Raw genomic sequence first — 25,665 nt, 5'->3', positions numbered from 1 at the left:
TTTTAAATCTTATTTTTTCTTTTTCTTTGCATCTCTAGTTCGTTCTACACCACGATTTCTAGAAGCTGTTTTTCTTGGTTTGGTTTTAGCTGGTCCACCAAGATTTACTTTTTTATTTTTCTCAGATTTTTCATGAAATGCCTCGCCGCCTTCTTTTTTAGGACGTTTTAAAAGTTGTTTAACTTTTTTCCTGTCTTTTTCAAATTCTAATAATCTTGTGGCAACTTCAACTTCTTCTGGAAAGTCTAAAAATTTTATTTCTTTTTCCATCAGTACTTCGGCTTCAATTTGAATTTCTTCTTCACTTGGGCTTATAAAACTTATGGCAATACCTGATTTGTCTGCACGTCCAGTTCTACCAATTCGGTGTATGTATTGTTCTGGAATATCAGTAAATTCAAAATTAATAACATGAGTAACATCTGAAATATCCAATCCACGCGCCATTACATCGGTTGTAATTATGCCGCGTATTTCTCCAGCCTGAAACGATGCCATAGTGTTCAAACGATAATTTTGAGATTTGTTGGAATGTATTACTCCAAACTGATCGGGAAAATTCTCTTCGATACTATTGGCAATTAAATCTACTGTTTTCTTATTATTAGCAAATATCAAAACCCTACTTGTAGTTTCATCAGTAGACAAAAGGTGGTGCAGCAAGTTTATTTTGGTAAGAAAATTGGGTATGTAATATCCTAATTGTTCAATTTTTTCTAGTGGTGTTCCTGATGGAGACAGCGTAATTTCTTCTGGAAATTCAAAATATTCGTCTAGAAGCGCATCCACTTCGTCAGTCATTGTTGCCGAAAAAAGTATGTTTTGACGTTTGTTTTTCATCATTGTTAATAATGATGTTACCTGAAATCTAAATCCTAAATTTAATATTTCGTCAAACTCGTCGATGATTAACTTTTGAAGTGAGTCAAAGCGAATGACATTGTCTAATGCCAAATCCATTGTTCTACCCGGAGTTCCAACAAGAATGTCGATACCAGTATAAACAGCTTTTTTTTGCGTATTGATGTTTACACCACCATAAATACCTAAGGTTCTTACCGACATAAATTGTGTCAAACTCTCAATAACATCTACAATTTGAACTACCAGTTCTCGTGTTGGAACCAATAATACAACTCGTGGCGTATCAGTAGCCACAAATTTCCATTGTTTTAAAACGGGTAATAGGTAAGCCAAAGTTTTTCCGGTACCAGTTTGAGCAATTCCCATTACATCTCGACCTGACATAATTGCAGAAAAAGATTTTTCCTGAATTGGAGTAGGTGTGGTTAATCCTAAAGCATCAACTGCTTTTTGTAATGATTTTGGAAGGTTGAATTGTTCAAAAGTACTCATTGCTTAATTTTTTGCAAAGGTACGTAATATTTTTTTGGTAAAAATGACCGCTTTTATACTAAAAAAATCCCCAATTACAGCAGCAATTGAGGATTTTAAAATTGTATTTTTTCTAAAATTAGATTGCATTTACAATCGCCACAAAATCATCAGCTTTCAAGGCTGCGCCACCAATCAAACCACCATCAACATCTGGTTTTCCAAAAATTTCTTTGGCATTGTCTGGTTTTACGCTACCGCCATAAAGTATAGAAACCTCTTCGGCAATAGCACTTCCAAAAGTGTGTCTTACGGTTTCTCTAATAAACGCATGCATTTCTTGTGCTTGTTCTGGCGAAGCGGTTTCGCCTGTACCAATAGCCCAAACTGGTTCGTAAGCCAAAATAACATTTGTCCAATTTTCATTTTTTATATGAAACAGGCCATCGCGCAATTGGTTTTCAACTACATTAAAATGCTGCTCGTTTTGACGGTCTTTTAACTCTTCACCAAAACAGAAGATTACGGTCATTTCGTGTTTCAAAGCTGTGTTTACTTTCTCGGCTATTAAAGCATCGCTTTCATGAAAGATAGCTCTGCGTTCAGAATGTCCTAAAATAATAGTGTTTACACCAACACTTTTTAGCATATCTGCCGAAACTTCTCCAGTGTAAGCGCCATTTTCATTTTGATGCATATTTTGTGCTGCAACACCAATGTTGGTAAATTCTAAATGATCTACTGCTGATGCCAAATTGATAAATGTTGGTGCAACTATAATTTGAACCTCTTTATCAGTTGGTAATTTATCGATTAATTCGTTCAATAAATCTTCAGTTTCTTCACTGTTTTTATTCATTTTCCAGTTGCCGGCAACAATTTTATGTCTCATTATATTTGCTTTAGTTTTTAATTAATTCTGCGTTTATTTTTTCAAAATCGGTTTCAATTGCTCTGTAAAGTGCTATTTTTCCTTTTTTATCGATTACAATATACCTCGGAATCCAATCCAAATCAATCGATTTTCCGAAGCTACCTTTCATTCCATCTTTGTCATTTACCCAAAAGTGTTGTCCAACTAGGTCGTGCTTTTCAATACCTGTTTTCCATTTGTCTGCAGCTTTATCCATAGATATAAAAACATAGGTTACATTAGGATTGTTGGCTTGTAATTCTTTTACTTTAGGCATTGCTTTTACACAATCGCCACACCAAGAAGCCCAAACTTCTATTAAAATGGTTTTTCCTATGTTATCGTTAATAACCGATTCTAGAGTTACTTCCTTACCTTCTAATGTAGTCAGTTTTCCAGCTAAAGCTTCTTTAGAAAATTCGGTTTTTTGAGCGTTACTGCAAGATATTGACGCCATAGCTATTGCTAAAACTAAGAGTGCTTTTTTCATTTTTTTTCTTTTTATCAAATTTACAAAATGCATTAACTTGTTTTCACAAACATTTCATAATTTATTTTCAATTATAATTTCAGCTTGTCGCTGTCGTTATAATGTACTTTTTGCGTAATTGTTCCTTTTTCTAAAATTACGATGCTTGGATTGGCTCTTTCAATTGTTTTTAAAGTTGTAGCGTCGCAAAAATAAAAATCAAATGTAAAACGGTATTGTTTTTTTAATTTTTCTATTGCATCGCCTACACTTCCTGACATTGCAATAACTTTATATCCTTTTGACTTCGCTTCGGTTGCGAGCTTTTCAAGTTTTTCTAATCCAGTTTTTTCGGCTTTGTCAACATCATACATTACAAAAACCATCAATTTTGGTTCAACTAATAACTCTTCTTTATAATCAGAACCATTTAGTTCCATCGAAAAATCGTGAATTGGTGGTACATAACCTTCTTTTAGTACTTTATCAATTCGATCTACAAATGTTGCTCCTTCAGGAATATTCATTAAATCAGCTTCTTTGAATTCTTTATCGACACCATTTACTTTGTAGATAAAGGTCATTTCGGTAACACTTTTAGGCGCACCTTCGGGAATTTCCATTCCTTTTTGAATGTTGGTTCCAATTTTATAAGCTCTAAAATCTTTCAATGGTAAATGATTTAAAACCCAATATCCCATAAATGCACATAAAAAGATACTTACTAAAGTTAAAATATTTTGAATTTTGTTGCTAAATAGCGGTTTGATAAGGTTTTTATTGAAAAACAAAATCAAGATAAAAAACAGCAATACAACATCTTTAGAAAAGGATTCCCATGGCGTTAATTTTAATGCGTCGCCAAAGCAACCACAATCGGTAACTTTATTGAAATAGGCAGAATAAAAGGTTAGGAATGTAAAGAATACAATCATTAAGAGTAAACTCCAAATGGTGAATTTGGTTTTAAAACCAATAAGCAGCATGAATCCAAGTACGGTTTCAAAAATTACAATAAACACAGCAAGCGCTAATGCATAGGGAACAAGAAATGGTAAATTTAAAACCGGTTCGCCAAAATATTCGGCAAGTTTATAAGAAAATCCAACTGGATCATTGAGTTTAATTAAACCTGAAATGATGAATAAAAGGCCAACAAATATTCTTGAAAATTGAGTAATGCTATTTTTCATGTTCTTAAAATATGATTTTTATGGTACTTTTAAATTAATCGAAAAAACTTCGAATTGTTTAAATTGTAAACTTATTTTTATTTATAAAATAGATATTTAATGAATTTTTCAAAGGTATTTTATTTTATAAAATTAGGTTGTTAATGAATTGTTATTGACCAAATTTCATCAATATCAATGCGAAAACCGAATAATTTATCATGTCTTGATAATTGGCATCAATACCTTCCGAAACCAAAGTTTTACCTTTGTTATCTTCAATTTGTTTTACACGAAGTAGTTTTTGCAATATCAAATCAGTCAATGAACTAACGCGCATTTCACGCCAAGCTTCGCCATAATCGTGGTTTTTTGCTTCCATTAATTCTTTGGTCAACGTTACCTTTTCATCATAAAAATTGGTCGCTTGTTTGACATCTAAATCGGGCTGATCGGCAATTCCGTTGTCAATTTGAATTAGTGCCATGATGCAATAATTGATAATGCCAATAAATTCGCCAGTTTCATCTTCATTAACTTTTCTAACCTCATTTTCTTGCAAACTTCTAATTCGCTGTGCTTTTATATAAATTTGATCTGTTAATGATGGCAAGCGAAGTATGCGCCAAGCACTACCATAATCGGTCATTTTTTTTACAAATAAATCTCGGCAAATACCAATTACTTTATCGTATTCTTGTGAAGTATTCTTCATTAAATAATATATTTGTATGATTCTTTTTTTTCTACACACATGCAGTGCGTCAAAAGTAGTGAAATAAGTCGAAAGTCAAAACTTGAAAATGTAAAGACCTTAAAATGACAATAAATTGCAACGGAAGTCTAATTGATTTTACTACTCCAAAAGTAATGGGGATTTTGAATTGTACACCCGATTCTTTTTACGATGGTGGAAAATATAAGAATGAAACCGAGATTCTTTCTCAGGTCGAAAAAATGTCTCGTGACGGAGCAACATTTATCGATGTTGGTGCATATTCTAGCAAACCCAATGCAAACTTTGTTGCAGAAGAAGAAGAATTGTCAAGAATTTTACCAGTAGTGCAACTTATTACTAATAATTTTCCCGAAATGTTCTTGTCTGTAGATACGTTTAGAAGTAAAGTGGCTTTACAAGCAATTGAATGTGGCGCGCACATTATTAATGATATTTCGGCCGGAAGTTTAGATGAATTAATGATGCCTACAGTTGCCAAACTTCAAGTTCCTTACATTATGATGCATATGAAAGGCACGCCACAAACCATGCAAACCTTGACAAATTACGAAAATGTTATTAAAGAAATGCTATTTTATTTTTCTGAAAAAATAGCGCAAGCACGAGGTTTTGGAATTAACGATTGTATTATTGATCCTGGTTTTGGTTTTGCTAAAACTTTGGCGCAAAATTTTGAAATAATGCAACAATTGGAATTATTTAAAATGTTAGAATTGCCACTTTTAGTTGGGATTTCAAGAAAATCAATGATTTATAAAACCTTAGAAACAACTGCAGAAAATGCGTTGAATGGTACTACATTTTTAAATGCAATTGCTTTACAAAAAGGTGCAAACCTTTTGCGAGTTCACGATGTTAAGAAAGCGGTTGAATGTGTGAAATTATTTGAGATGCTGAAAAAATAATCAATTTTATTGATGATGATACGGTTCGTTCTTTAAAATTGTAAAAGATCGATACACTTGTTCTATAAAAAAAAGTCGCACCATTTGATGTGAAAAAGTCATTTCAGATAAAGAAATTTTGCTGTTTGCTTTTTGATAAACTTCGTCACTAAAACCATAAGGTCCGCCAATTACAAAGACTAATGTCTTTACACCAGTATTCATTTTTTTTTGTAAAAATTCTGAAAATCCAATACTTGAAAATGATTTTCCATTTTCATCTAACAATATCAACTGGTCTGTTGGAGTAAGTTTTGATAGTATTAATGTACCTTCTTTTTCTTTTTGCTGACTTTCAGATAAATTTTTGACATTTTTAATGTCGGGAATAATTTCTAAATCAAACTTGATATAAAAAGACAAGCGCTTTGTATATTCCTCTATAAGTGTCTGAAGATTTTTGTTATCAGTTTTACCAATTGCAAGTAATTTGATATTCATAATTTTGAATTTATGGGTCAAAATTACTATTTTCTGATTTAAAAGATTATTAAATAAAAATCAATTTTAAAAAGCAACCTCCAAATTAATTAAGTGATAATTTGGAGGAAGCCATTATTTTTTTTGATTTACATTTTAAATGGATACCACTTGCTGTCCGATTGCGATGAGTTGACTACGTTTTCAATGAAAGCCATACCGCGCACTCCATCGTCTTCGTTAGGGAAATCCAACATAATTTCGCTAGGTTTTTCATCATTTAAATCAGATAATAATGTATTTGCAAAGTTTTTATAAATATTAGCAAAAGCTTCTAAATATCCTTCTGGATGTCCGCCAGGTGTTCTACAATTAGATGTCATAAACGGACTAAGATTTGCATAATTTCCACCTGCTCGTAAAATTTGAGTTGGAGCATCAAGCCACTTTAATAAAAGAGTGTTTGGTTCCATTTGGTTCCATTCTAATCCGCCTTTTTCTCCGTAAATTCTTATTTTAAGGGCATTTTCTTCACCAGCTGCAACTTGAGAAGCCGTCAAGACGCCACTTGCTCCATTATTAAAACGTAGGAGAACATTACCATCATCATCTAGCATTCTTCCTTCCACTTTTATTTGTAAATCAGCGCAAAGTTCGGTGATTTGCAAACCAGAAATGTATTCAGCTAAATGTGCAGCGTGAGTTCCGATATCACCCATAGAACCGCTTTTTCCGCTTTTATTCGGATCTGTTCTCCAAGCAGCTTGTGCATTTCCTTCTCTTTCGGACAATTTTGATAGCCATCCTTGCGGGTATTCTACCCAAATTTTTCTAATAGTTCCTAAGTCGCCGTTTTTTACCATAGCTTTCGCTTGTTTAACCATCGGATAACCTGAGTAGGTATGGGTTAAACAAAGTCTCTTTCCAGTTTCTTTTACTTTGGCCTGTAATTGTAGTGCTTGTTCGTAAGTTAAAGTCATTGGTTTTTCTAAAACCACGTGAAATCCTTTTTCTAGTGCCAACATTGCTGGTTCAAAATGAGCAAAATTTGGAGTTACAATAGTTACAAAGTCAATTTTTTCATGTTCAGGTAAAGCGGCTTCTTTAGTTAACATATCTTCATAATTAAGATATATTCTACTTTTATCTAAAAATAAATCTTCACCAGATAATTGAGCTAATTCGGGATCAATGCTTAATGCGCCACATTTAATTTCAATCATTCCATCCATCCATAAAGCATGTCGGTGAATTGCTCCAATAAATGCGCCACGACCACCGCCAATCATACCCATTCTAAGTTTTCTGCTATTCATAAATCGTTGTTTTCTATATTATTGATACAAACTTGCATAAAAAAAATAAAGTTTACAACAATTTTTATCATTATATATTATTTATTGCTTGAAAATGAAGCAATTATTATTTTTTATAAAAAATTACCAATTATTTTTTTACATTAAATGAAATTAATTTGTAAGTTTGATACATTATTAAAAAATATTAGGACTTATTTTTTCATAAATCTTAGCAATTTTACTATTAATTTGAATTAAAAACATGAAATTAAACACAAAAATTAAGTTGTCATCCATGATGTTTCTAAATTATTTTATTTGGGGAATATGGTTTGTAACTATGGGAACTTTTTTAACCAAAGGTGATATTGGTGCTTCAGGTTCACAAACTGGTTTGGCATACGGAACACAATGTTTAGGAGCTATAATTGCACCATTTATTGTGGGAATGATTGCTGATAAATTTTTTGCAGCCCAAAAGATTTTAGGAGTTTTGCATCTTATTGGAGCTGGTTTGTTGTATTTGATTTCATCGCAAACTAATTTTGATTCATTTTATACTTTATTGTTATTCTACATGATTCTCTTTATGCCAACACTTGCGTTGGTAAATTCTATATCGCTGAATCAAGTAAATGACGCACAAAAAGATTTTGCTGGAATTCGTGTTTGGGGAACAATTGGTTGGATAGCATCTGGACTTACAATAGGTTGGATGGCATGGGAAGCATCTCCAAAATCTTTAAATATTACATTTCTAATTGCTAGTGTTGTATCGGTTTTCTTTGGTATTTATTGTTTCTTTTTACCAAATACTCCACCACCAAAAGCTGGGAAAAAAGTTAGCGTAGCCGAAACATTAGGGCTTGATGCATTGAAGGTTTTGGCTGATAAAAATTATTTGGTATTTTTTATTGCTTCTATATTAATTTGTATACCACTAGCGTTTTATTACGGTCAAGCCAATCAATTTCTTAATGAAGCAGGTCTTGACAAAGCTGCCGCAAAAATGACATTAGGTCAAGTTTCAGAAACATTGTTTTTATTATTAATGCCTATTTTCTTTATTCGTTTTGGAGTGAAACAAATGCTCTTAATTGGAATGATAGCATGGGTTTTAAGATATGTACTTTTTGCCTACGGAAACGTTGATGACAATTTATGGATGTTGTATGTTGGAATTATTCTACATGGAATATGTTATGACTTCTTCTTCGTAACGGGTCAAATTTATACAGATCAAAAAGCTGGTGAAAATGTTCGTTCGTCGGCACAAGGATTAATAACATTGGCAACTTACGGAGTTGGAATGTATATAGGTTTTTATGTAGCTGGAATGATTGTGGATAAAAATATTGAAGGTACAACGCATAATTGGAATAGTATATGGATATTCCCATGCATTTTTGCTGCTGGAATAGCATTATTGTTTTTTGTATTCTTTAAAGAAAAAGTCAAAGTCGCAACTGAGGCTTAATTTTCAACAAGGCTATAAATGAAAAGAAGAGAAGTCATAAAAAATCTTGCTTTAGGAAGTTTATTAATTCCTAAAGCTTTTGATTTTGGAATAAATTATAAAAATAATGTTTCTTCCGATTTATCTTTAAAAGGAAATATTAAGCATTCGGTTTGCCGTTGGACTTTTGATCAATTAACAGTTGAAGAACTGTGTTTATTAGTGAAAAAAATAGGTTTTTCTGCAATCGATTTAGTTGAACCAAAGGATTTTCCGACGCTAAAAAAACATGGAATCGATTCGTCAATGTGTACTGGAGCATTAATTAGTCTTACAGAAGGTTGGAATGATCCTAAAAACCATCCAATTTTAATAAATAATTATTCTAAACATATCGATTTAGTGGCTGATGCGGGTTATAAAAATTTGATTTGTTTTAGCGGTAACCGAAACGGAATGTCCGAAGAACTTGGTTTAATAAATTGCGTCACTGGATTAAAACAAATTATGTCAAAGGCTGACAAGCGCGGCGTTGTGATTCAGATGGAATTGTTTAATAGCAAAGTAAATCACCCAGATTACATGGCTGATTCTTCACGTTGGGGAATACAATTGTGTAAAGCATTAGGAAGTGAAAATTTTAAATTGTTGTATGATATCTACCACATGCAAATTATGGAAGGAGATATTATTCACACCATACAAGATAATCATCAGTATTTTGGGCATTATCATACTGCTGGAGTTCCAGGACGTCATGAAATTGATGATTCCCAAGAATTAAATTATCCTGCAATCATGAAAGCAATTTTAGCAACAGGATACAAAGGTTACGTAGCTCAAGAATTTATGGCATTAGCAGCCAATAAAGAACAAGCTTTAGAGAATGCAATTAAAATTTGTGATATATAAAAGTTAATTAATAGTTTAAAAAAGTATAAAATGGCAGATAATCAGTATGACGCAATTGTTGTTGGCTCTGGAATTTCGGGAGGTTGGGCAGCAAAGGAACTAACAGAAAAAGGATTGAAGGTTTTACTTCTTGAAAGAGGTCACAATATTGAGCATATAAAAGATTATGCTGAACAAAACAAACCAATTTGGGAATATCCACACCGTCATTATCGACCTACGAGAGAGATGATTGAGGAATATCCTAAATTGAAAAGAGATTACCCGTTAAATGAAAGAAATCTTTCGTATTGGGCAAGCGATAAAGATAGTCCATATACTGAAACCAAGCGTTTTGATTGGTTTAGAGGATATCATGTTGGCGGTAGATCTTTAATGTGGGGAAGGCAAACCTACCGATGGAGTGATCTTGATTTTGAAGCCAATGTAAAAGATGGAATTGCAATAGATTGGCCTATTCGATATAAAGATATCGAACCTTGGTATAGTTACGTAGAAAAATTTATTGGAGTGAGTGGATCGGTTGAAAATCTTCCGCAATTGCCAGATAGTCAATTTCTTCCTCCAATGGAATTGAATGTTGTTGAAAAAACAGTAGCAAGCGAAATCAAAAAGCATTACAATGACAAACGTAGATTGATAATTGGTAGAGTTGCTCACGTTACTAAAGCAATAGAAGGAAGAACGCCTTGCCAATTTAGAGATATGTGTTGGAATGGATGTCAGTTTGGTGGTTATTTCTCAACGCAATCATCTACGTTACCAGCAGCTGTAAAAACAGGGAATCTTACACTTCGTCCTTTTTCAATAGTGAAAGAAGTAAACTATGATAAAACTACTAAAAAAGCATCTGGTGTAACCATAATTGATGCTGAAAGCAATAAAGAAATGGTTTTTACTAGTAAAATTGTATTTCTGTGTGCTTCAGCATTAAATTCAGCTTGGATTTTAATGAATTCGGCTACCGATGTTTGGAAAGATGGATTAGGAAGTAGCAGTGGCGAATTGGGTCATAATGTAATGGATCACCATTTTAGAGTAGGAGCATCAGGAGAATTTGAAGGTCATGAAGATTCTTATTACTATGGTTTCCGTCCAAACGGATTTTATATTCCTAGATACAGAAACTTGCAAGGTGATGAAAAACGCAATTACATAAGAGGTTTTGGTTATCAAGGTGGAGCTTCAAGAAGCGGATGGCAAAGTCATGTAGCCGAAATGAATATTGGTAAAGATTTAAAAGATATTATGGGAACAGCTGGTGGTTGGACTATCGGAGCAACAGCATTTGGTGAAATACTTCCATACCATGAAAATAAAATATCGTTAGATCCAGAAAAAAAGGACAAATGGGGATTACCAGTTTTAAATATGGATGTCGAGATTAAAGAAAATGAAAAGAAAATGAAAATCGACATGAAAAACGACATGAAAGAAATGTTGGAAATTGCTGGTGCTAAAAATATTACAACTTTTGAATCAGAATATTTTCCAGGAATGGGTATTCATGAAATGGGAACTGCAAGAATGGGATTAGACCCGAAAACATCAGTGCTGAACAAAAATAATCAGGTTTGGGATTGTCTTAATGTATTCGTAACCGACGGTGCTTGTATGACATCGGCAAGTTGCGTAAATCCATCGTTAACCTATATGGCGTTAACAGCTAGAGCGGCAAACTTTGCCGTAAATGAATTGAAATCAGGAAATTTATAAAAGCTATATTATTAATTTTAAAAACAAGAATTTATGAACCGTAGAGACCTAATTAAGAATATAGTGATTATAAGTGGTGGTTTATTTATTGGCTCCAATTATCTATTAACAAGCTGTAAACGAGACGATGCTGGATCATTACTATTGAGTGATGATTTACAAAAATTACTTGCAGAAATTTCTGAAACAATAATTCCAGAAACAGATACTGTTGGAGCAAAATCTACCGAAGTTTCTAAATTTATTGCCAAAGTATTCCAAGATATTTATTCTGAAGAAGAGCAAAAAGATTTTATTGGAGCTTTAAACATGATTAACGATAAATCCAATGAATTAATGGGTGATGATTTTGTTAAATTGTCTCCAGAAAAAAGAGCAGAACTTATCAATAAAGTTAAAAATCCTAAAGACAAAGGATTCCTTTCAATGTATCAAATGATTTTGTACAGTTACTTAACATCAGAAAAAGGACTTCAAGCTTCATTTAGATATACACCAGTTCCAGGAAAATTTATTGGTGATGTTCCTTATAAAAAAGGAGACAAAATGTACATGGGATTAAACTTTTAATTTGTAAAGAAGCACATCATGGATAGAAGAAAATTCATCACCACAACAGCACAAGCAGCAGCCTTACTGGCTGTATTACCAAACGTGGCTTGCGCAAACAATACTTTAGCCGGAAGCGGTATTTTTAAAGAATTTGGAATTCAATTATGGACATTACGCGACGTGATTGCGAATGATCCTTTTAAAACTATCGCCGAAGTTGGAAAAATGGGTTTCACTCAAATTGAAAGTTTCGAAGGCGACAAGGGAATCTTTTGGGGTAAGAAGCCATCAGAATTTAAATCATTCCTAGATAAAGAAGGATTAAAATTAGTAGGTTCACACTGCAATTGGCAAACTGATTTAGAACGAAAAGCTGCCGAAGTGGCAAGTGTTGGAGGTAAATATTTAATTTGTCCATGGCTTGGACCACAAAAGTCTATAGACGATTTCAAAAAATTTGCCGATGAATTTAATAAAGCAGGAGCAATTTGTAAAAAAGAGGGAATAAAATTCGCTTACCATAACCATGATTATTCGTTTAAAGAATTAGATGGTAAAATTCCGCAGCAAGTAATGATGGATTTAACCGATGCCGATTCTGTAGATTTTGAAATGGACATGTATTGGGTTGTAACTGCTGGTATTGATCCAATAGAATACATGAAAAAATACAAAAACCGTTTCAAATTATGTCATATTAAAGACCGAATTAAAGGTGCTACGGAACCTTTTGCATCTTGTACACTTGGAGAAGGTTCTATTCAATATGCTGATTTATTAAAGCAAGCTAAATCACTTGGAATGGAATATTTTATCTATGAACAAGAAAAGTATGATGATAAAGGAGTTTTATTTGATGCTGAACAAAGTGCCGCTTATTTAAAGAAATTAAAAAAATAATTGCAATAAATTAAATGATAACAATAAAAGGACCAGCCTTATTTTTAGCACAGTTTTACGGCGATAAAGCACCTTTTGATACTATAGATACTATTTGTCAATGGGCGGCAAATCTTGGCTTTAAAGGAGTGCAAATTCCAACTTGGGATGCCAAATATTTTAATTTGCAGCGAGTAGCTGAAGACAAAGTTTTCGCTCAAGAATACAAAGCTAAAATTAATAGTTACGGACTAGAAATTACCGAACTTTCAACACACCTTCAAGGTCAATTGATAGCTGTTAATCCAGCATACGATTTATTATTTGATGGTTTTGCTCCAGAGGAATGTAAAAATAATCCATCTGCAAGGTACAATTGGGCTGTTCAACAATTGAAATGGGCTGCTAAAGCTTCGGAAAATTTAGGACTTACAGCGCATGCTACTTTTAGCGGATCCTTACTTTGGCAAGTGGTTTATCCTTGGCCACAACGTCCTCAAGGTCTTGTAAACGAAGGTTTCACAGAATTGGCTAAGCGTTGGACTCCAATATTAAATGAGTTTGATTCTTGTGGTGTAGATTTATGTTACGAAGTTCATGCTGGAGAAGATTTACATGACGGAATTTCTTATGAAATGTTTTTGGATAAAGTAAACCAACATCCAAGAGCTTGTTTGCTGTACGATCCATCACATTTTGTACTTCAATGTCTTGATTATGTAACGTATATTGATCATTATCATGAGCGAATAAAAGCGTGTCATATTAAAGATGCTGAGTTTAATCCAAATGGAAAGCAAGGTGTTTACGGAGGTTTTCAAAACTGGACTGATAGAGCAGGAAGATTTCGCTCTCTTGGTGATGGACAAGTTGATTTCAAAAAAGTTTTTAGTAAATTAGCACATTATAATTTTCCAGGTTGGGCAGTTCTTGAATGGGAATGTTGTTATAAAAATCAAGAAGATGGCGCCCGTGAAGGTGTTGAGTTTATAAAAAATCACATCATTAAAGTCACAGATAAAGCTTTTGATGATTTTGCTGGTGTACAACAAGATATAACGTTTAATAAAAAAGTATTAGGAATTTAATAAATAGTAAGAATAACTTTATGAAGAAAATAATTTTAACAGCGGTTTTGTCTGTAGTTTTAATAGCATGTGGAGAGAAAAAAACGGAGAAAGCTGAAGAAACTGCAACTAGTGTTGACACCTCATTTACAGCTACTCCCGAAGTTAGTGAAGATGCAGAAATTGCTGCAGAATTTAAAAAAGGGAAAGAGTTAATTGATGCAAGCGATTGTCTTGGATGTCATAAAGTAGATGAAAAATTAGTTGGTCCATCTTATAAAGAAGTGGCTGCAAAATACACATCGAAAGACGAAGCCATGTTGGCTAAAAAAATTGTTGAAGGTGGAACAGGAAATTGGGGTGAAGTACCAATGACTGCACATGATGGTATTTCTGTTGAAGATGCTACTGAAATGGTTAAATATATATTGTCATTAAAATAAGATATAAAGATGAAAAAATTAGTAGTTGTTCTATCAATCGCACTTTCAATAATTGCATGTAAAAAAGAAGAAACTAAAGCTGTTGCTGAAGAAAAAAAATCAGAAGTTAAAGATGCTGTTGCTCTAAATTCATTGTCAGAACAAGAGAAAGCAGATGGTTGGCAACTATTATTTGATGGAAAAACACTTGACGGTTGGCATAAATACGGAACCGATTCTATCGGAAAAGCTTGGGTTATTAACGACCAATCTATTCACTTAGAGGTTTCTGATAAAAAAGATTGGCAAACCAAAAATGGAGGAGATATTCTTTCTAAAAACGAGTATGGAAATTTTCACCTACAATTGGATTGGAAGATTTCTAAAGATGGAAATAGCGGAATCATTTTTAATGTAAATGAAGATCCAAAAAAATATGAATTCCCGTGGATGACTGGGCCAGAAATGCAAGTGTTAGACAATAATGGTCATCCAGATTCTAAAATTATCAAGCATAGAGCTGGAGATTTATATGACTTAATTACTTCTAAAGAAACTGTAAAACCAGCTGAAGAGTGGAATCACGCAGAAATTATTTCTGATAATGGAAAACTTCAATTTTTCTTGAATGGTGAAAAAGTCGTAGAAACTACCATGTGGGATGATACTTGGAAAAAAATGATAGCTGCATCCAAATTTAAAGAATTTCCTGGATTTGGAACTTATAAAAAAGGAAAGCTATGTTTGCAAGATCACGGAAATAATGTGTGGTTTCGAAATATAAAGATTAAGGAATTAAAATAAAATAAAATAGAAATCCGGAGTTAAACTTCGGATTTTATTTTTTTTATTATAAATCTTTTCCAACATTTGAATAAAATTACCCTTATGAGTTTATTTAAAAATATTTTTGGTTCTTCTGATGAAGAAAATAAAACATCTAAAATTTCGTGGACACAACTTACAGACTTAGGTCAGCTTAATGAAATTGTAGCTGTTTCAACTGAAAAACCAGTTGTGATTTTCAAGCACAGCACACGTTGCAGCATCAGCCGAATGGCGTTGAAACAATTCGAAAATGAATTTGATTTAGAGGAAAAAATTACGCCTTACTTTTTAGATTTATTGGAGTTTAGAAGTATTTCCAATGAAATTGCTAATCGTTTTCAAGTGCAACATCAATCGCCACAAATAATTGTAATCAAAGATGGTAAAGCAATTTATGACGCGTCTCATAGTGATATCCAAGCAGACGATTTAAAAAGTATAATTTAAATAAATAATGAGAAAATCAGTATTTGCAGTTGTTTTTTTATCAATAGTTATATCGAGTTGTTCGTCCAATAAAAGCATAAATTTTTTGGTTGGAACCTACACGGATAATAAAAATCAAGGAATAAATGAAATTAGTTTCAATCCAAAAACTAACGAAATTTTGTTGAAATCATTAATTCCAGAAATTGATAATCCTTCATTTGTAATTACTAATAAAGCTAAAACATTTCTTGTTGCCGTTGAGGAAACCGCAAGTAAAGATGGCGGAAAAGTAACCTCTTTTTCGTATAATTCTACTACCGATAAATTTGAAAAACTATCCACTTTTTTTACCAAAGGCGATCATCCTTGTACTGTAGCTTTATCTCCAAAAGAAGATTTTGTAGTTGTAGGAAATTATACTGGCGGAAATTTTAGCGTTTTCCCAATTGATAACGCTGGAAAATTATCAGATAATGTACAGTTTGTTCAGCACGAAGGTAAAAGTGAAAATATACAGCGTCAAGAAAAACCGCATGTGCATACTGTTGTTTTTCATCCGACAGAAAATAAAATTTTTATTAACGATTTAGGAACCGATTTTATTGAATCTATTCCTTTTTCATCAGATTCAAAAGCATTTTTGCAAATTGATAAGGCTATGTCTTTTAAAGTTCCAGCTGGTTCAGGTCCAAGACATTTGGTTTTTAGTAAAGATGGTTCTAAGGCTTTTGCAACATTTGAACTTACCAATGAGCTTGGTTTTTTTGAATATAAAAACAATCTATTAAACCTGATTCAAACTGTTAAAATGACTTCTGACGATATGAAAAATGGTTCTGCTGCAGAAGTTAGATTAAGCGCCGATGAAAAATTTGTGTATGCATCTGTAAGAGGAAATGATAACTTTATTGCGGTTCTAAAATTTGATGAAAACTCTAAATTACAATTGATTCAGAAAGTGCCAACAGGCAAAGCACCGAGGAATTTTATTTTAACAAATAATGATAAGACTGTACTTGTTGCTAATCAAAATTCGAATTCGATTTTGGTTTTTATTAGAGACAAAAAAACGGGCTTATTAACAGCAACTTCAAGGGAGTTTGCTATTAATAAACCAGTATATTTTTATCCTTTTTAAACTTTTTATAAAGAAGGTTCTTGTTGGCTAAGACAATGAAAACTGCCTAACCCCCAAATAACATCAACCGAATCAATTCCGATAATTTTTCTATCAGGAAAGCAAGATTGTATGATTTCTAAAGCTTTATCATCATTTTTATCTTGAAAAGTAGGTACAATTACACTTTCATTTGCAATATAAAAATTCGCATAGGAAGCAGGTAAAATTTGATCTTCATAAATAACTGGCTTTGGCATTGGCAATTCAATAACATTCAATTGTTTACCATCTGCCAAACGCATTTTATGAAGCAATTTTAAATTATCCCGAAGAATTTCGTAATTGGCATCCTTCTTATTTTCTTCAATTACTGTTAGAACCGTGTCATGATTTACAAATCGAGTAATGTCATCTATATGTCCGTCGGTATCGTCGCCAATAATTCCGTCGCCCAACCACAAAATATGTTCAACACCATAAAAATCGATAAGGTATTTTTCAATTTCTTTTTGTGATAAATGTGGGTTTCTATTTTCGTTAAGCAAACAAGCTGTTGTTGTTAAAACAGTTCCTTTTCCGTTAAATTCGACACTGCCACCTTCCATAACAATATTGGGATGAAACACGGGTAAATTCAACTCTTTTCCAATCAATGTTGGAATGACATCGTCCAAATCATACGGCGGATATTTATCGCCCCAAGCGTTATAACCCCAATCTACAATTGCTTTTTGATTGGTTGTTCTGTTTACCAAAAAAGCGGGTCCATGATCACGACACCAAGCATCATTTGTAGGATGAAAGTAGAATTTTATATTTTGTAATAAGGAGTTTAAATTATTTGATTTTTTTGCAAAAATCGAATTCTGAATTGTTTCAATTGCAAATTGTTTCATCACTTCATCAGCAACATTAATACACACTTTTTGGTGTGCAGCAACTTGCAATATAAATTCAGAATAGGAATTGTAAATCAGATGTAATTTCCCTGGCCAGGAAGCTTCTTTATGTGGCCAAGATAACCAAAGTGCTTCTTGCTTCTCAAATTCAGCAGGAAAATGAAAACCTAATTCGCGCGGAGTTTTAGTAGTGGGTGAAACTATATTGTGATTATTCATTATTTTTAGTACTAGTTAGTAGTAGATATTAGATATCAGATTTTAAATGTTAGATATTTTACCAGAAAGTTAAAATCTACTTTCTATAATCTACAATAATCTTTCAAAAATCTGCCTTCTGCATTTTGCCTTCTGTAATCTGCATTCTCAAATCTAATCTTCATCAATAAAACGTTTCGTAATTGGTTGGTAACTATCAATTCTTCGGTCTCTAAGGAAAGGCCAATGCATTCTAAAATAATTGGATTCTTTCAAGTCCAAATCAACGACTGTAGTTTCTTCTTTGTCGTGAGAGGCTAAATATTTTAATTTTCCTTGCGCATTTGCCACAAAGCTTCCGCCCCAAAATTTCATTGCTCCATCTTGTTCAAATCCTACACGATTCACACTCACAACTGGAACGCCATTTGCCACAGCATGAGAACGCTGAATGGTTTGCCATGCATTGTATTGATCTTGGTTGGTTTCTTCATCTTGATCGGTTGCCCAACCAATTGCAGTTGGATAAAATAAAATTTCAGCACCCATTAAGGCAGTAATTCTACTTGCTTCCGGATACCATTGATCCCAACAAATTAATATTCCAATTTTAGCAAATTTGGTTTCAAAAACTTTATAGCCTAAGTCGCCCGGAGTAAAATAGAATTTTTCATAAAATGCTGGATCGTCTGGAATGTGCATTTTACGGTATTTTCCTAAATACGTTCCATCGGCATCAAGAACGGCCGTTGTATTGTGATACAAACCTTCGGCTCTTTTTTCAAAAAGTGAGGCAATTATTACAACATTTAACTCTTTGGCAACTGCCGACAAAGCATCGGTTGTTTTGCCAGGAATACTTTCGGCTAATTGAAAATTGTCATAATCTTCAACATCACAAAAGTATAATGAAGTAAATAATTCTTGAAGACAAACAATTTGCGCTCCGTTTTCTGCGGCAACGTTAATTTCTCTGATCGCTTTATCAAGATTGGGTTTTTGGTCTTTTTCACAAGACATTTGTACCAATCCTACTTTTACATTTGACATGGTTTTAGAATGCTAAAATTAGTAGCTGCAAAATTAGTCAAAAAATTGGCAAAACACCATTTTAAAATTGCTTTAAGAAACTACTTCCTAAACTTATTTCTGTAAATAATATCTTTCAGTTTGGCTTTCAAATCTTCGCCACAATCATAAACCATCTGTTCGTTACTCGGAAAAGCAACTGCTCGTCGCGTGAAATTTGGGTAATAAGTTTCTTCGCATGCACGTTTATCTCCTGTATATTTAGCATAAATCGATTCAAATACAAATTCGCTTCCCAAAGGAAAACTTTGTAGTAATTGATTGGTATTGAAATCAATATAATCCACCTTTGCTGTAACTTGTGCAGTTTTTAGTTGTCTAAATTCGTATATCTGTGCTTTGACTGTTTTTAAATTGTCAACTTTTATAGGATTTCCCAAACTGTCTTTTACTACATTTCCATTGGCGTCAATTAGGTTTTTAACACCATCTTTTATTTGCTTTTCTTTGTAAAACTCTTTCTCTTTAACTTGTTCTGGAGAAATTAAAATGTCTCTAAAATTTACAATCAATCCATAATCGTACGTAATACCTTTTACTCTGTTGCTATGATAAACAGTCCATTTATCGTTCAAACCAAAAGTGCTAAAATCCAACAAATCGTTTTGTAATCGCACCGGGATAACCATATTGGTTTCGTTTTTTGTATACACATTTACAAAGTCGGTACCTTTTAATTTAGCATTTTCAATAAGTTGCCCAACATCTTTAAAATTCGGACTCAACTCGTTCAAGTACACTAAGTCATCATAAGCACGGCGGCAACTCATTTTATCTTTAGAATTCAATAATGCCTTCGAATTATCATACAAGTGTTTGGCTAACGCGTTTTTGCTACTCACAATTTGATCCGAATAATCGCTAAAAACAAATTTCGCATCGCGAGTTTCTTTAATCAATCGTAACGGTAGCAACGGTCGTATCAACTCCTGACGATTATTCAATGCCAAGTAAGTATCGTATACGTTCTCCAAATTTCTTGGATTAGCATCTTTAAACCAAGCTTCAATATTTCTTAAATCACGCTCTACAGCCTTAGCATAAGCCTCTTCCAATAAATATACATATTCTTGTTTTCCTTTAGCGTTTTTATTGCTTCGAAGTCCATTTACAGCATTCTGAATTGCGCCATCATAATCGCCACCAGTTAGCATGTTACGGGTTTCGCGTTTGGCACAACCAGATAAAACAATCAAAAAAGTAATCAAAAAAGTAATTTTCTTCATAAATTCTAGGTTAAGGTTAAGAGCCATTCCAGCTATACGTTTCAAGTTTTTCATGTCAACTCAGTTTTTACAAGCTGTGGCAAGAGCTTCCGTTGGTCGCTTTGCCACAGCAGTAAAATCATAAGTTCACAAGAAAAAGCTTTTCACTTCTATCTGGGCTAGCCAATATAAAATGGTTAGGTATAATTTAAAGATTTTTATTTTCTAACAAACGGAGGCAATAATTTACTGCTCACTTCGCCAAAACCTATTCTAACGGAACTGTTTTGACAATAACCACGCATTATTACTGTATCGTTATCATTAATAAATTTACGTTCGCTACCATCACTCAATTTTAACGGATTTTTTCCACCCCAAGTAAGTTCCAACATCGATCCAAAACTATCTTCTGTTGGTCCAGATATTGTTCCGCTTCCCATCATATCGCCACTATTTACTCTACAACCATTACTAGTATGATGTGCAAGTTGTTGCGACATCGTCCAATACATATATTTAAAGTTCGATTTCGAAATCAAATTTTCTACACCATTTTCAGGTTGCAAATACACTTCAAGATTAATATCATAAGTATGTTTACCCTTTTGTTGTAAATACGGCAATGGCATTGGTTCTTGAATTGGACCTTTTGCTCTAAACGGTTCTAACGCATCCATAGTCACAATCCAAGGTGAAATAGATGAAGCAAAATTCTTAGCTAAAAATGGACCAAGTGGTACATACTCCCATTTCTGAATGTCTCTTGCGCTCCAATCGTTTAGCAAAACCATTCCAAAAATATAATCTTCAGCTTCACCTACAGGAATATTTTCACCCATAATATTGGCATCAGTAGTAATAAATGCAGTTTCCAATTCAAAATCTACCAAGCGTGACGGACCAAAAACTGGAGTGGTTTCACCATTAGGTAACGTTTGTCCCATTGGTCTATGAACAGGAATTCCAGACGGAATAATCGTAGAACTTCTTCCATGGTATCCTACCGGAATGTGAAGCCAATTTGGCAATAAAGCATTTTCTGGATCACGAAACATTTTTCCAACATTGGTAGCATGCTCTTTACTCGAATAAAAATCGGTGTAATCACCAATTAGTACCGGAAGTTGCATTTCAACTTCGTCAATATTAAAAATTATTATTTCTCTATGGGCTTCGTTATCTCGTAATTCAGGATTGTTAACATCAAAAATATCACCTAAACGATTTCTAACTAGTCGCCATGTTTTTTTTCCATCAGATATAAAGTCGTTCAAAGTGTCTTGCATGAACATATCATCCGTGAGTTCGATGCCTTCAAAATAATTTAGTTGCTGCAAAGCACCCATGTCAATGGCGTGGTCTCCAATTCGGGTTCCTATTGTAATGACATCTTCTTTGGTAATAAATACCCCAAACGGAATATTTTGAATAGGAAAATCACTGTTTTCGGGTACTTCCAACCAAGATTTTCTGTTTGGATTATTTGCTATATTTGGCATATTTGTGTGTTAGTTTGTTGTTGAAAAAATTGTAATCAAATATATCATTTTGAATTTATTTCACAAACATATTTCGTAATTTTGAAAAGTTTTTAACGAAAATCAAAAAAAATGCAACGCGACGAACAAATTTTCGATCTAATTCTAGACGAACAAGAAAGACAAATTCATGGAATAGAGCTTATTGCCTCTGAAAATTTTGTAAGCGACCAAGTAATGGAAGCTGCAGGTTCATGTTTAACCAATAAATATGCCGAAGGATATCCTGGAAAACGATATTATGGAGGTTGCGAAGTAGTAGATGTTGTAGAACAAATTGCTATCGATAGAGCCAAAGCATTATTCGGTGCTGAATATGCAAATGTGCAACCGCACTCTGGATCTCAGGCAAATACAGCAGTTTATCATGCTTGTTTAAAACCTGGCGATAAAATTTTAGGATTTGATTTGTCTCACGGTGGTCATTTAACACACGGTTCGCCTGTAAATTTTTCGGGGAGATTGTACAATCCAGTTTTTTATGGTGTAGAGAAGGAAACAGGCCGATTTGATTATGATAAAATTCAAGAAATAGCAACACGTGAACAACCAAAATTAATTATTGCTGGAGCTTCTGCTTATTGTCGTGATATGGATTTTGAGCGTTTTAGAAAAATTGCAGATTCAGTTAATGCAATTCTTCTTGCCGATATTTCACATCCAGCAGGATTAATTGCTAAAGGATTAATGAACGATCCTATTCCGCATTGTCATATTGTAACTACAACAACTCACAAAACACTTCGTGGTCCAAGAGGAGGAATGATTTTAATGGGTAAAGATTTCGAAAATCCATTTGGTTTAACTACTCCAAAAGGAGAAATCAGAATGATGTCGTCTTTGTTGGATTTAGCTGTTTTTCCTGGTAATCAAGGCGGACCTTTAATGCATATTATTGCAGCGAAAGCAGTAGCTTTTGGAGAGTGTTTAACAGACGAGTTTTTTAGATATTCAATGCAAGTTCAAAAAAATGCAAAAGCGATGGCAGAAGCATTTATGAAACGTGGCTATGATTTGATTTCTGGTGGAACAGATAATCACATGATGCTTATCGATTTAAGAAACAAAAACATTACAGGAAAAGATGCAGAAAATGCACTTGTGAAAGCAGAAATTACTGTGAATAAAAATATGGTTCCGTTTGACGATAAATCACCATTTGTAACTTCGGGAATTCGTGTTGGAACACCTGCAATTACTACTCGTGGTTTGGTCGAAGAAGATATGGATGTTATTGTAGAATTGATTGATAGAGTATTGATGAATCATACCGATGAAGCAGTGATTGAACAAGTTGCAGATGAAGTAAACGAAATGATGAGCGAAAGAGCCATGTTTGTTTTTTAAGAACTTTTCATTTTACAACTTTAAGACAAAATATATGTCAGTATTAAGATTAAAATTACCAACTGATCCAAGATGGGTTAATATAGTTGAGCACAATATCGAAGACATTCTTACCGATCATGCTTGGTGCGAACAAAAAGCAGCTACCAATGCCATAACTATTATTACCATAAACTCAGAATATCCTGATTTAGTAGCTGATATGTTGGCACTCGCTAAAGAAGAAATCGAGCATTTTCAAATGGTAAATGATATCATAGTCAAGCGTGGTTTAGTACTAGGCCGTGAGCGAAAAGATGAATACGTAGGCGAATTGGCAAAATACATGAAACAAAGCAATAATGGAAGTCGAGTTTCAGGTTTTGTTGAGCGAATGTTGTTCTCTGCCATGATTGAAGCACGAAGTTGCGAACGATTTAAAGTGCTTTCAGAAAATATTCAAGACGAAGAGTTAGCCATTTTTTATAGAGAATTAATGGAAAGCGAAGCAGGACATTATACCACATTTATTACGTATGCACGAAAATATGGGCAGGGTATTGACGTCGAAAAAAGATGGAGAGAATGGTTAGAATTTGAAGCATCCATAATTCAAAATTACGGAAAAGCACAAACTATTCACGGTTAATAGTATAATAAAACCCAAGTTTAACTTGGGTTTTTTTGTTTTATATCAGAATTATATTGCAAACAATTTTCTACTTTTGCAACACAACACAACTACTATGTACAAACTACTAATTCGTCCGATACTTTTTTGGTTTGATCCAGAAAAAGTACATTATTTTACCTTTTCATTAATTCGTTTTTTGTCTAAAATACCAGGGTTTTCGTCACTTTTTAAATCGTTATATTTGGTAAACGACAAACGATTAGAAACAGAAGTTTTCGGATTAAAATTCCCAAATCCAGTAGGATTAGCAGCCGGTTTTGATAAAAATGCCGTTTTATATAAAGAACTTTCCAACTTTGGTTTTGGATTTATAGAAATCGGAACGCTAACGCCAGTTGGTCAAGAAGGAAATCCCAAAAAACGATTGTTCAGATTGAAAGAAGATTCGGCAATCATCAACCGAATGGGTTTCAATAACGAAGGTGTTCAAGCTGCTGTAGAACGTTTAAAAAAAAATAAAAATGTTTTAATTGGCGGAAACATTGGAAAAAATAAACTTACGCCTAATGAAAATGCCACGCAAGATTATGAAATTTGCTTCGAAGCACTTTTTGATTATGTCGATTATTTTGTAGTAAATGTAAGTTCGCCAAACACGCCAAATCTTCGTGAACTGCAAGATAAAAAGCCATTGACAGAACTTTTAACCACACTCGAAACCCGAAACTCGAAACACGCAACCAAGAAACCAATTCTTCTAAAAATAGCACCCGATTTAACCGATTCGCAACTTTTAGATATTATAGATATTGTTAACGAAACCAAAATTGCAGGTGTAATTGCAACCAATACAACACTGTCAAGAGAAGGGTTACAATCAGAAAATAAGTCAGAAATGGGCGGATTATCTGGTAAACCATTAGCCAATCGTTCTACAGAAGTAATCCGATTTTTATCTGAAAAAAGTAATAAATCGTTTCCAATTATTGGTGTTGGCGGAATTCATTCAGCTCAAGATGCCATCGAAAAGTTGGAAGCAGGAGCCAGTTTGATTCAACTTTACACCGGTTTTATTTACGAAGGTCCGCAATTGGTTAAAGACATTAATAAAAAGATATTAAAAGCTAAAATTGTAAAATAAGTTTTACGAAAACGATTTCTTTAGTATCTTTGACTTCCAATGGAAAAAATCAAAATCATAGAATGTCCGCGCGATGCCATGCAAGGTATCAAACCGTTTATTCCTACCCAACGAAAGGTGGATTACATTCAGGCGTTACTTCGTGTAGGTTTTGATACCATTGACTTTGGGAGTTTTGTTTCGCCCAAAGCGATTCCGCAAATGGTTGATACTGCCGAGGTTTTAGCACAACTCGATTTGTCGCAAACTTCTAGTAAATTACTAGCAATTATCGCCAATACGCAAGGTGCAGAATTAGCTTCTGTTCATAAGGAAATTCAGTATTTGGGTTTTCCATTTTCTATTTCAGAGAATTTCCAAATGCGAAATACCCACAAAACCATTGCTGAAAGTTTAATCACTTTACAAGAGATTTTAAACATCGCCGATAAATCCAATAAAGAAGTTGTAACCTATATTTCAATGGGTTTCGGAAATCCGTATGGCGATCCGTGGAACGTAGAAATTGTAAGCGAATGGACCGAAAAGTTGGCCAATATGGGTGTGAAAATTCTATCACTTTCAGATACTGTTGGAAGTTCAACTCCAGAAGTAATCGACTATTTATTTTCGAATTTAATTCCGAAATACCCGAACGTCGAATTCGGAGCACATCTTCACACAACGCCCGACAAATGGCACGAAAAAATCGATGCTGCTTACAAAGCTGGTTGCCGTCGTTATGATGGCGCCATTCAAGGTTTTGGTGGTTGTCCAATGGCAAAAGATGATTTAACCGGCAACATGCCAACTGAAAAAATGCTGTCTTATTTCACCCAACAAAAAGCCAATACCAACACAAGTCCAATGAGTTTTGAAAGCGCTTATAATGTGGCTTCTAGGTTGTTTGGTGAGTTTCATTAATTACTTACCTGTTCTTAAATTCCTTATCTGGTAAAATAAAAACCATGTAAGGAATTTA

26 protein-coding genes are annotated in these 25,665 nt (G+C 33.6%); 15 read left to right on the top strand and 11 right to left on the bottom strand.

Going from position 1 to position 25,665, the window contains the following annotated elements; translation table 11 throughout:
* Positions 1-9: 9 nt before the first annotated feature.
* The 5 genes from ACZ098_RS03670 to ACZ098_RS03650 form a co-directional block, all read right to left on the bottom strand.
* Positions 10-1,356: a DEAD/DEAH box helicase gene (locus ACZ098_RS03670; protein WP_487310380.1), complete on the bottom strand. Its 1,347-nt coding sequence runs from the start codon at positions 1,354-1,356 to the stop codon at positions 10-12.
* A gap of 118 nt (positions 1,357-1,474) precedes the next feature.
* Entirely contained in the window at positions 1,475-2,227 is a 753-nt protein-coding gene (gene tpiA / locus ACZ098_RS03665; RefSeq protein WP_487310379.1) for a triose-phosphate isomerase, read from the bottom strand.
* Positions 2,228-2,237: 10 nt separating this feature from the next.
* Complete coding sequence (locus ACZ098_RS03660; protein WP_487310378.1) at positions 2,238-2,738, bottom strand: TlpA family protein disulfide reductase; 501 nt, start codon at positions 2,736-2,738, stop codon at positions 2,238-2,240.
* Positions 2,739-2,809: 71 nt separating this feature from the next.
* Entirely contained in the window at positions 2,810-3,910 is a 1,101-nt protein-coding gene (locus ACZ098_RS03655) for a BT_3928 family protein (RefSeq protein ID WP_487310377.1), read from the bottom strand.
* Between the two features lie 151 nt (positions 3,911-4,061).
* Positions 4,062-4,604, bottom strand: a complete 543-nt coding sequence (locus ACZ098_RS03650; protein ID WP_487310376.1) for a DUF1599 domain-containing protein — start codon at positions 4,602-4,604, stop codon at positions 4,062-4,064.
* Positions 4,605-4,708: 104 nt separating this feature from the next.
* Here ACZ098_RS03650 and folP point away from each other — a divergent pair, with 104 nt between their 5' ends.
* The gene (gene folP / locus ACZ098_RS03645) at positions 4,709-5,533 is read left to right on the top strand and encodes a dihydropteroate synthase (RefSeq protein ID WP_487310375.1); all 825 of its coding nucleotides are present in this window, start codon (positions 4,709-4,711) and stop codon (positions 5,531-5,533) included.
* Between the two features lie 6 nt (positions 5,534-5,539).
* Here folP and rlmH read toward each other — a convergent pair whose 3' ends face one another.
* Both rlmH and ACZ098_RS03635 read right to left on the bottom strand, forming a co-directional pair.
* Positions 5,540-6,013 (bottom strand): 23S rRNA (pseudouridine(1915)-N(3))-methyltransferase RlmH, encoded by a 474-nt coding sequence (gene rlmH, locus ACZ098_RS03640; RefSeq protein WP_487310374.1) that lies wholly within the window; start codon positions 6,011-6,013, stop codon positions 5,540-5,542.
* A 128-nt stretch (positions 6,014-6,141) separates the two neighbouring features.
* Complete coding sequence (locus tag ACZ098_RS03635; RefSeq protein ID WP_487310373.1) at positions 6,142-7,308, bottom strand: Gfo/Idh/MocA family protein; 1,167 nt, start codon at positions 7,306-7,308, stop codon at positions 6,142-6,144.
* Positions 7,309-7,552: 244 nt separating this feature from the next.
* Between ACZ098_RS03635 and ACZ098_RS03630 the strand changes: the two genes are divergently transcribed.
* From ACZ098_RS03630 to ACZ098_RS03585, 10 genes are all read left to right on the top strand, one after another.
* Entirely contained in the window at positions 7,553-8,767 is a 1,215-nt protein-coding gene (locus ACZ098_RS03630; protein ID WP_487310372.1) for a nucleoside permease, read from the top strand.
* A gap of 18 nt (positions 8,768-8,785) precedes the next feature.
* A complete protein-coding gene (locus ACZ098_RS03625) occupies positions 8,786-9,658 on the top strand; it encodes a hydroxypyruvate isomerase family protein (RefSeq protein WP_487310371.1) in 873 nt (290 codons plus the stop codon).
* 30 nt (positions 9,659-9,688) lie between these two features.
* On the top strand, positions 9,689-11,374 hold the full coding sequence (locus ACZ098_RS03620; protein WP_487310370.1) for a GMC oxidoreductase: 1,686 nt from the start codon (positions 9,689-9,691) through the stop codon (positions 11,372-11,374).
* A 33-nt stretch (positions 11,375-11,407) separates the two neighbouring features.
* On the top strand, positions 11,408-11,944 hold the full coding sequence (locus ACZ098_RS03615; RefSeq protein WP_487310369.1) for a gluconate 2-dehydrogenase subunit 3 family protein: 537 nt from the start codon (positions 11,408-11,410) through the stop codon (positions 11,942-11,944).
* 18 nt (positions 11,945-11,962) lie between these two features.
* Positions 11,963-12,826: a sugar phosphate isomerase/epimerase family protein gene (locus ACZ098_RS03610; protein ID WP_487310368.1), complete on the top strand. Its 864-nt coding sequence runs from the start codon at positions 11,963-11,965 to the stop codon at positions 12,824-12,826.
* A gap of 14 nt (positions 12,827-12,840) precedes the next feature.
* Positions 12,841-13,893, top strand: coding sequence for a sugar phosphate isomerase/epimerase family protein (locus ACZ098_RS03605; protein WP_487310367.1), 1,053 nt, complete (start codon positions 12,841-12,843; stop codon positions 13,891-13,893).
* 20 nt (positions 13,894-13,913) lie between these two features.
* Positions 13,914-14,315 (top strand): c-type cytochrome, encoded by a 402-nt coding sequence (locus ACZ098_RS03600; RefSeq protein ID WP_487310366.1) that lies wholly within the window; start codon positions 13,914-13,916, stop codon positions 14,313-14,315.
* A 9-nt stretch (positions 14,316-14,324) separates the two neighbouring features.
* Positions 14,325-15,098 (top strand): 3-keto-disaccharide hydrolase, encoded by a 774-nt coding sequence (locus tag ACZ098_RS03595; RefSeq protein ID WP_487310365.1) that lies wholly within the window; start codon positions 14,325-14,327, stop codon positions 15,096-15,098.
* Positions 15,099-15,182: 84 nt separating this feature from the next.
* Positions 15,183-15,569, top strand: coding sequence for a bacillithiol system redox-active protein YtxJ (gene ytxJ / locus ACZ098_RS03590; protein ID WP_487310364.1), 387 nt, complete (start codon positions 15,183-15,185; stop codon positions 15,567-15,569).
* Between the two features lie 7 nt (positions 15,570-15,576).
* Positions 15,577-16,689, top strand: coding sequence for a lactonase family protein (locus ACZ098_RS03585; protein ID WP_487310363.1), 1,113 nt, complete (start codon positions 15,577-15,579; stop codon positions 16,687-16,689).
* A 5-nt stretch (positions 16,690-16,694) separates the two neighbouring features.
* On the opposite strand, the gene ACZ098_RS03580 is transcribed toward ACZ098_RS03585, so the two are convergent.
* From ACZ098_RS03580 to fahA, 4 genes are all read right to left on the bottom strand, one after another.
* Positions 16,695-17,789 (bottom strand): agmatine deiminase family protein, encoded by a 1,095-nt coding sequence (locus ACZ098_RS03580; protein WP_487310362.1) that lies wholly within the window; start codon positions 17,787-17,789, stop codon positions 16,695-16,697.
* 153 nt (positions 17,790-17,942) lie between these two features.
* The gene (locus ACZ098_RS03575) at positions 17,943-18,818 is read right to left on the bottom strand and encodes a carbon-nitrogen hydrolase (RefSeq protein WP_487310361.1); all 876 of its coding nucleotides are present in this window, start codon (positions 18,816-18,818) and stop codon (positions 17,943-17,945) included.
* Positions 18,819-18,898: 80 nt separating this feature from the next.
* Complete coding sequence (locus ACZ098_RS03570; protein WP_487310531.1) at positions 18,899-20,083, bottom strand: membrane lipoprotein lipid attachment site-containing protein; 1,185 nt, start codon at positions 20,081-20,083, stop codon at positions 18,899-18,901.
* Positions 20,084-20,280: 197 nt separating this feature from the next.
* Entirely contained in the window at positions 20,281-21,564 is a 1,284-nt protein-coding gene (gene fahA, locus ACZ098_RS03565; protein ID WP_487310360.1) for a fumarylacetoacetase, read from the bottom strand.
* Positions 21,565-21,675: 111 nt separating this feature from the next.
* Here fahA and glyA point away from each other — a divergent pair, with 111 nt between their 5' ends.
* The 4 genes from glyA to ACZ098_RS03545 all read left to right on the top strand — a co-directional run bounded on the left by glyA (position 21,676) and on the right by ACZ098_RS03545 (position 25,607).
* A complete protein-coding gene (glyA, locus tag ACZ098_RS03560) occupies positions 21,676-22,950 on the top strand; it encodes a serine hydroxymethyltransferase (RefSeq protein ID WP_487310359.1) in 1,275 nt (424 codons plus the stop codon).
* Positions 22,951-22,984: 34 nt separating this feature from the next.
* A complete protein-coding gene (locus ACZ098_RS03555; protein WP_487310358.1) occupies positions 22,985-23,578 on the top strand; it encodes a MiaE family protein in 594 nt (197 codons plus the stop codon).
* A gap of 97 nt (positions 23,579-23,675) precedes the next feature.
* Positions 23,676-24,704 carry a quinone-dependent dihydroorotate dehydrogenase gene (locus tag ACZ098_RS03550; protein WP_487310357.1) on the top strand — a complete coding sequence of 343 codons (1,029 nt, stop codon included), beginning with the start codon at positions 23,676-23,678 and terminating at the stop codon, positions 24,702-24,704.
* A gap of 39 nt (positions 24,705-24,743) precedes the next feature.
* Positions 24,744-25,607, top strand: a complete 864-nt coding sequence (locus ACZ098_RS03545) for a hydroxymethylglutaryl-CoA lyase (RefSeq protein WP_487310356.1) — start codon at positions 24,744-24,746, stop codon at positions 25,605-25,607.
* The last annotated feature ends 58 nt before the right edge of the window (positions 25,608-25,665 follow it).

The organism is Flavobacterium sp. SP2 (genome assembly GCF_057626655.1).
The sequence above is the reverse complement of the archived record's forward strand: the minus strand, read 5'-3'. Positions and strand labels throughout refer to the sequence as shown.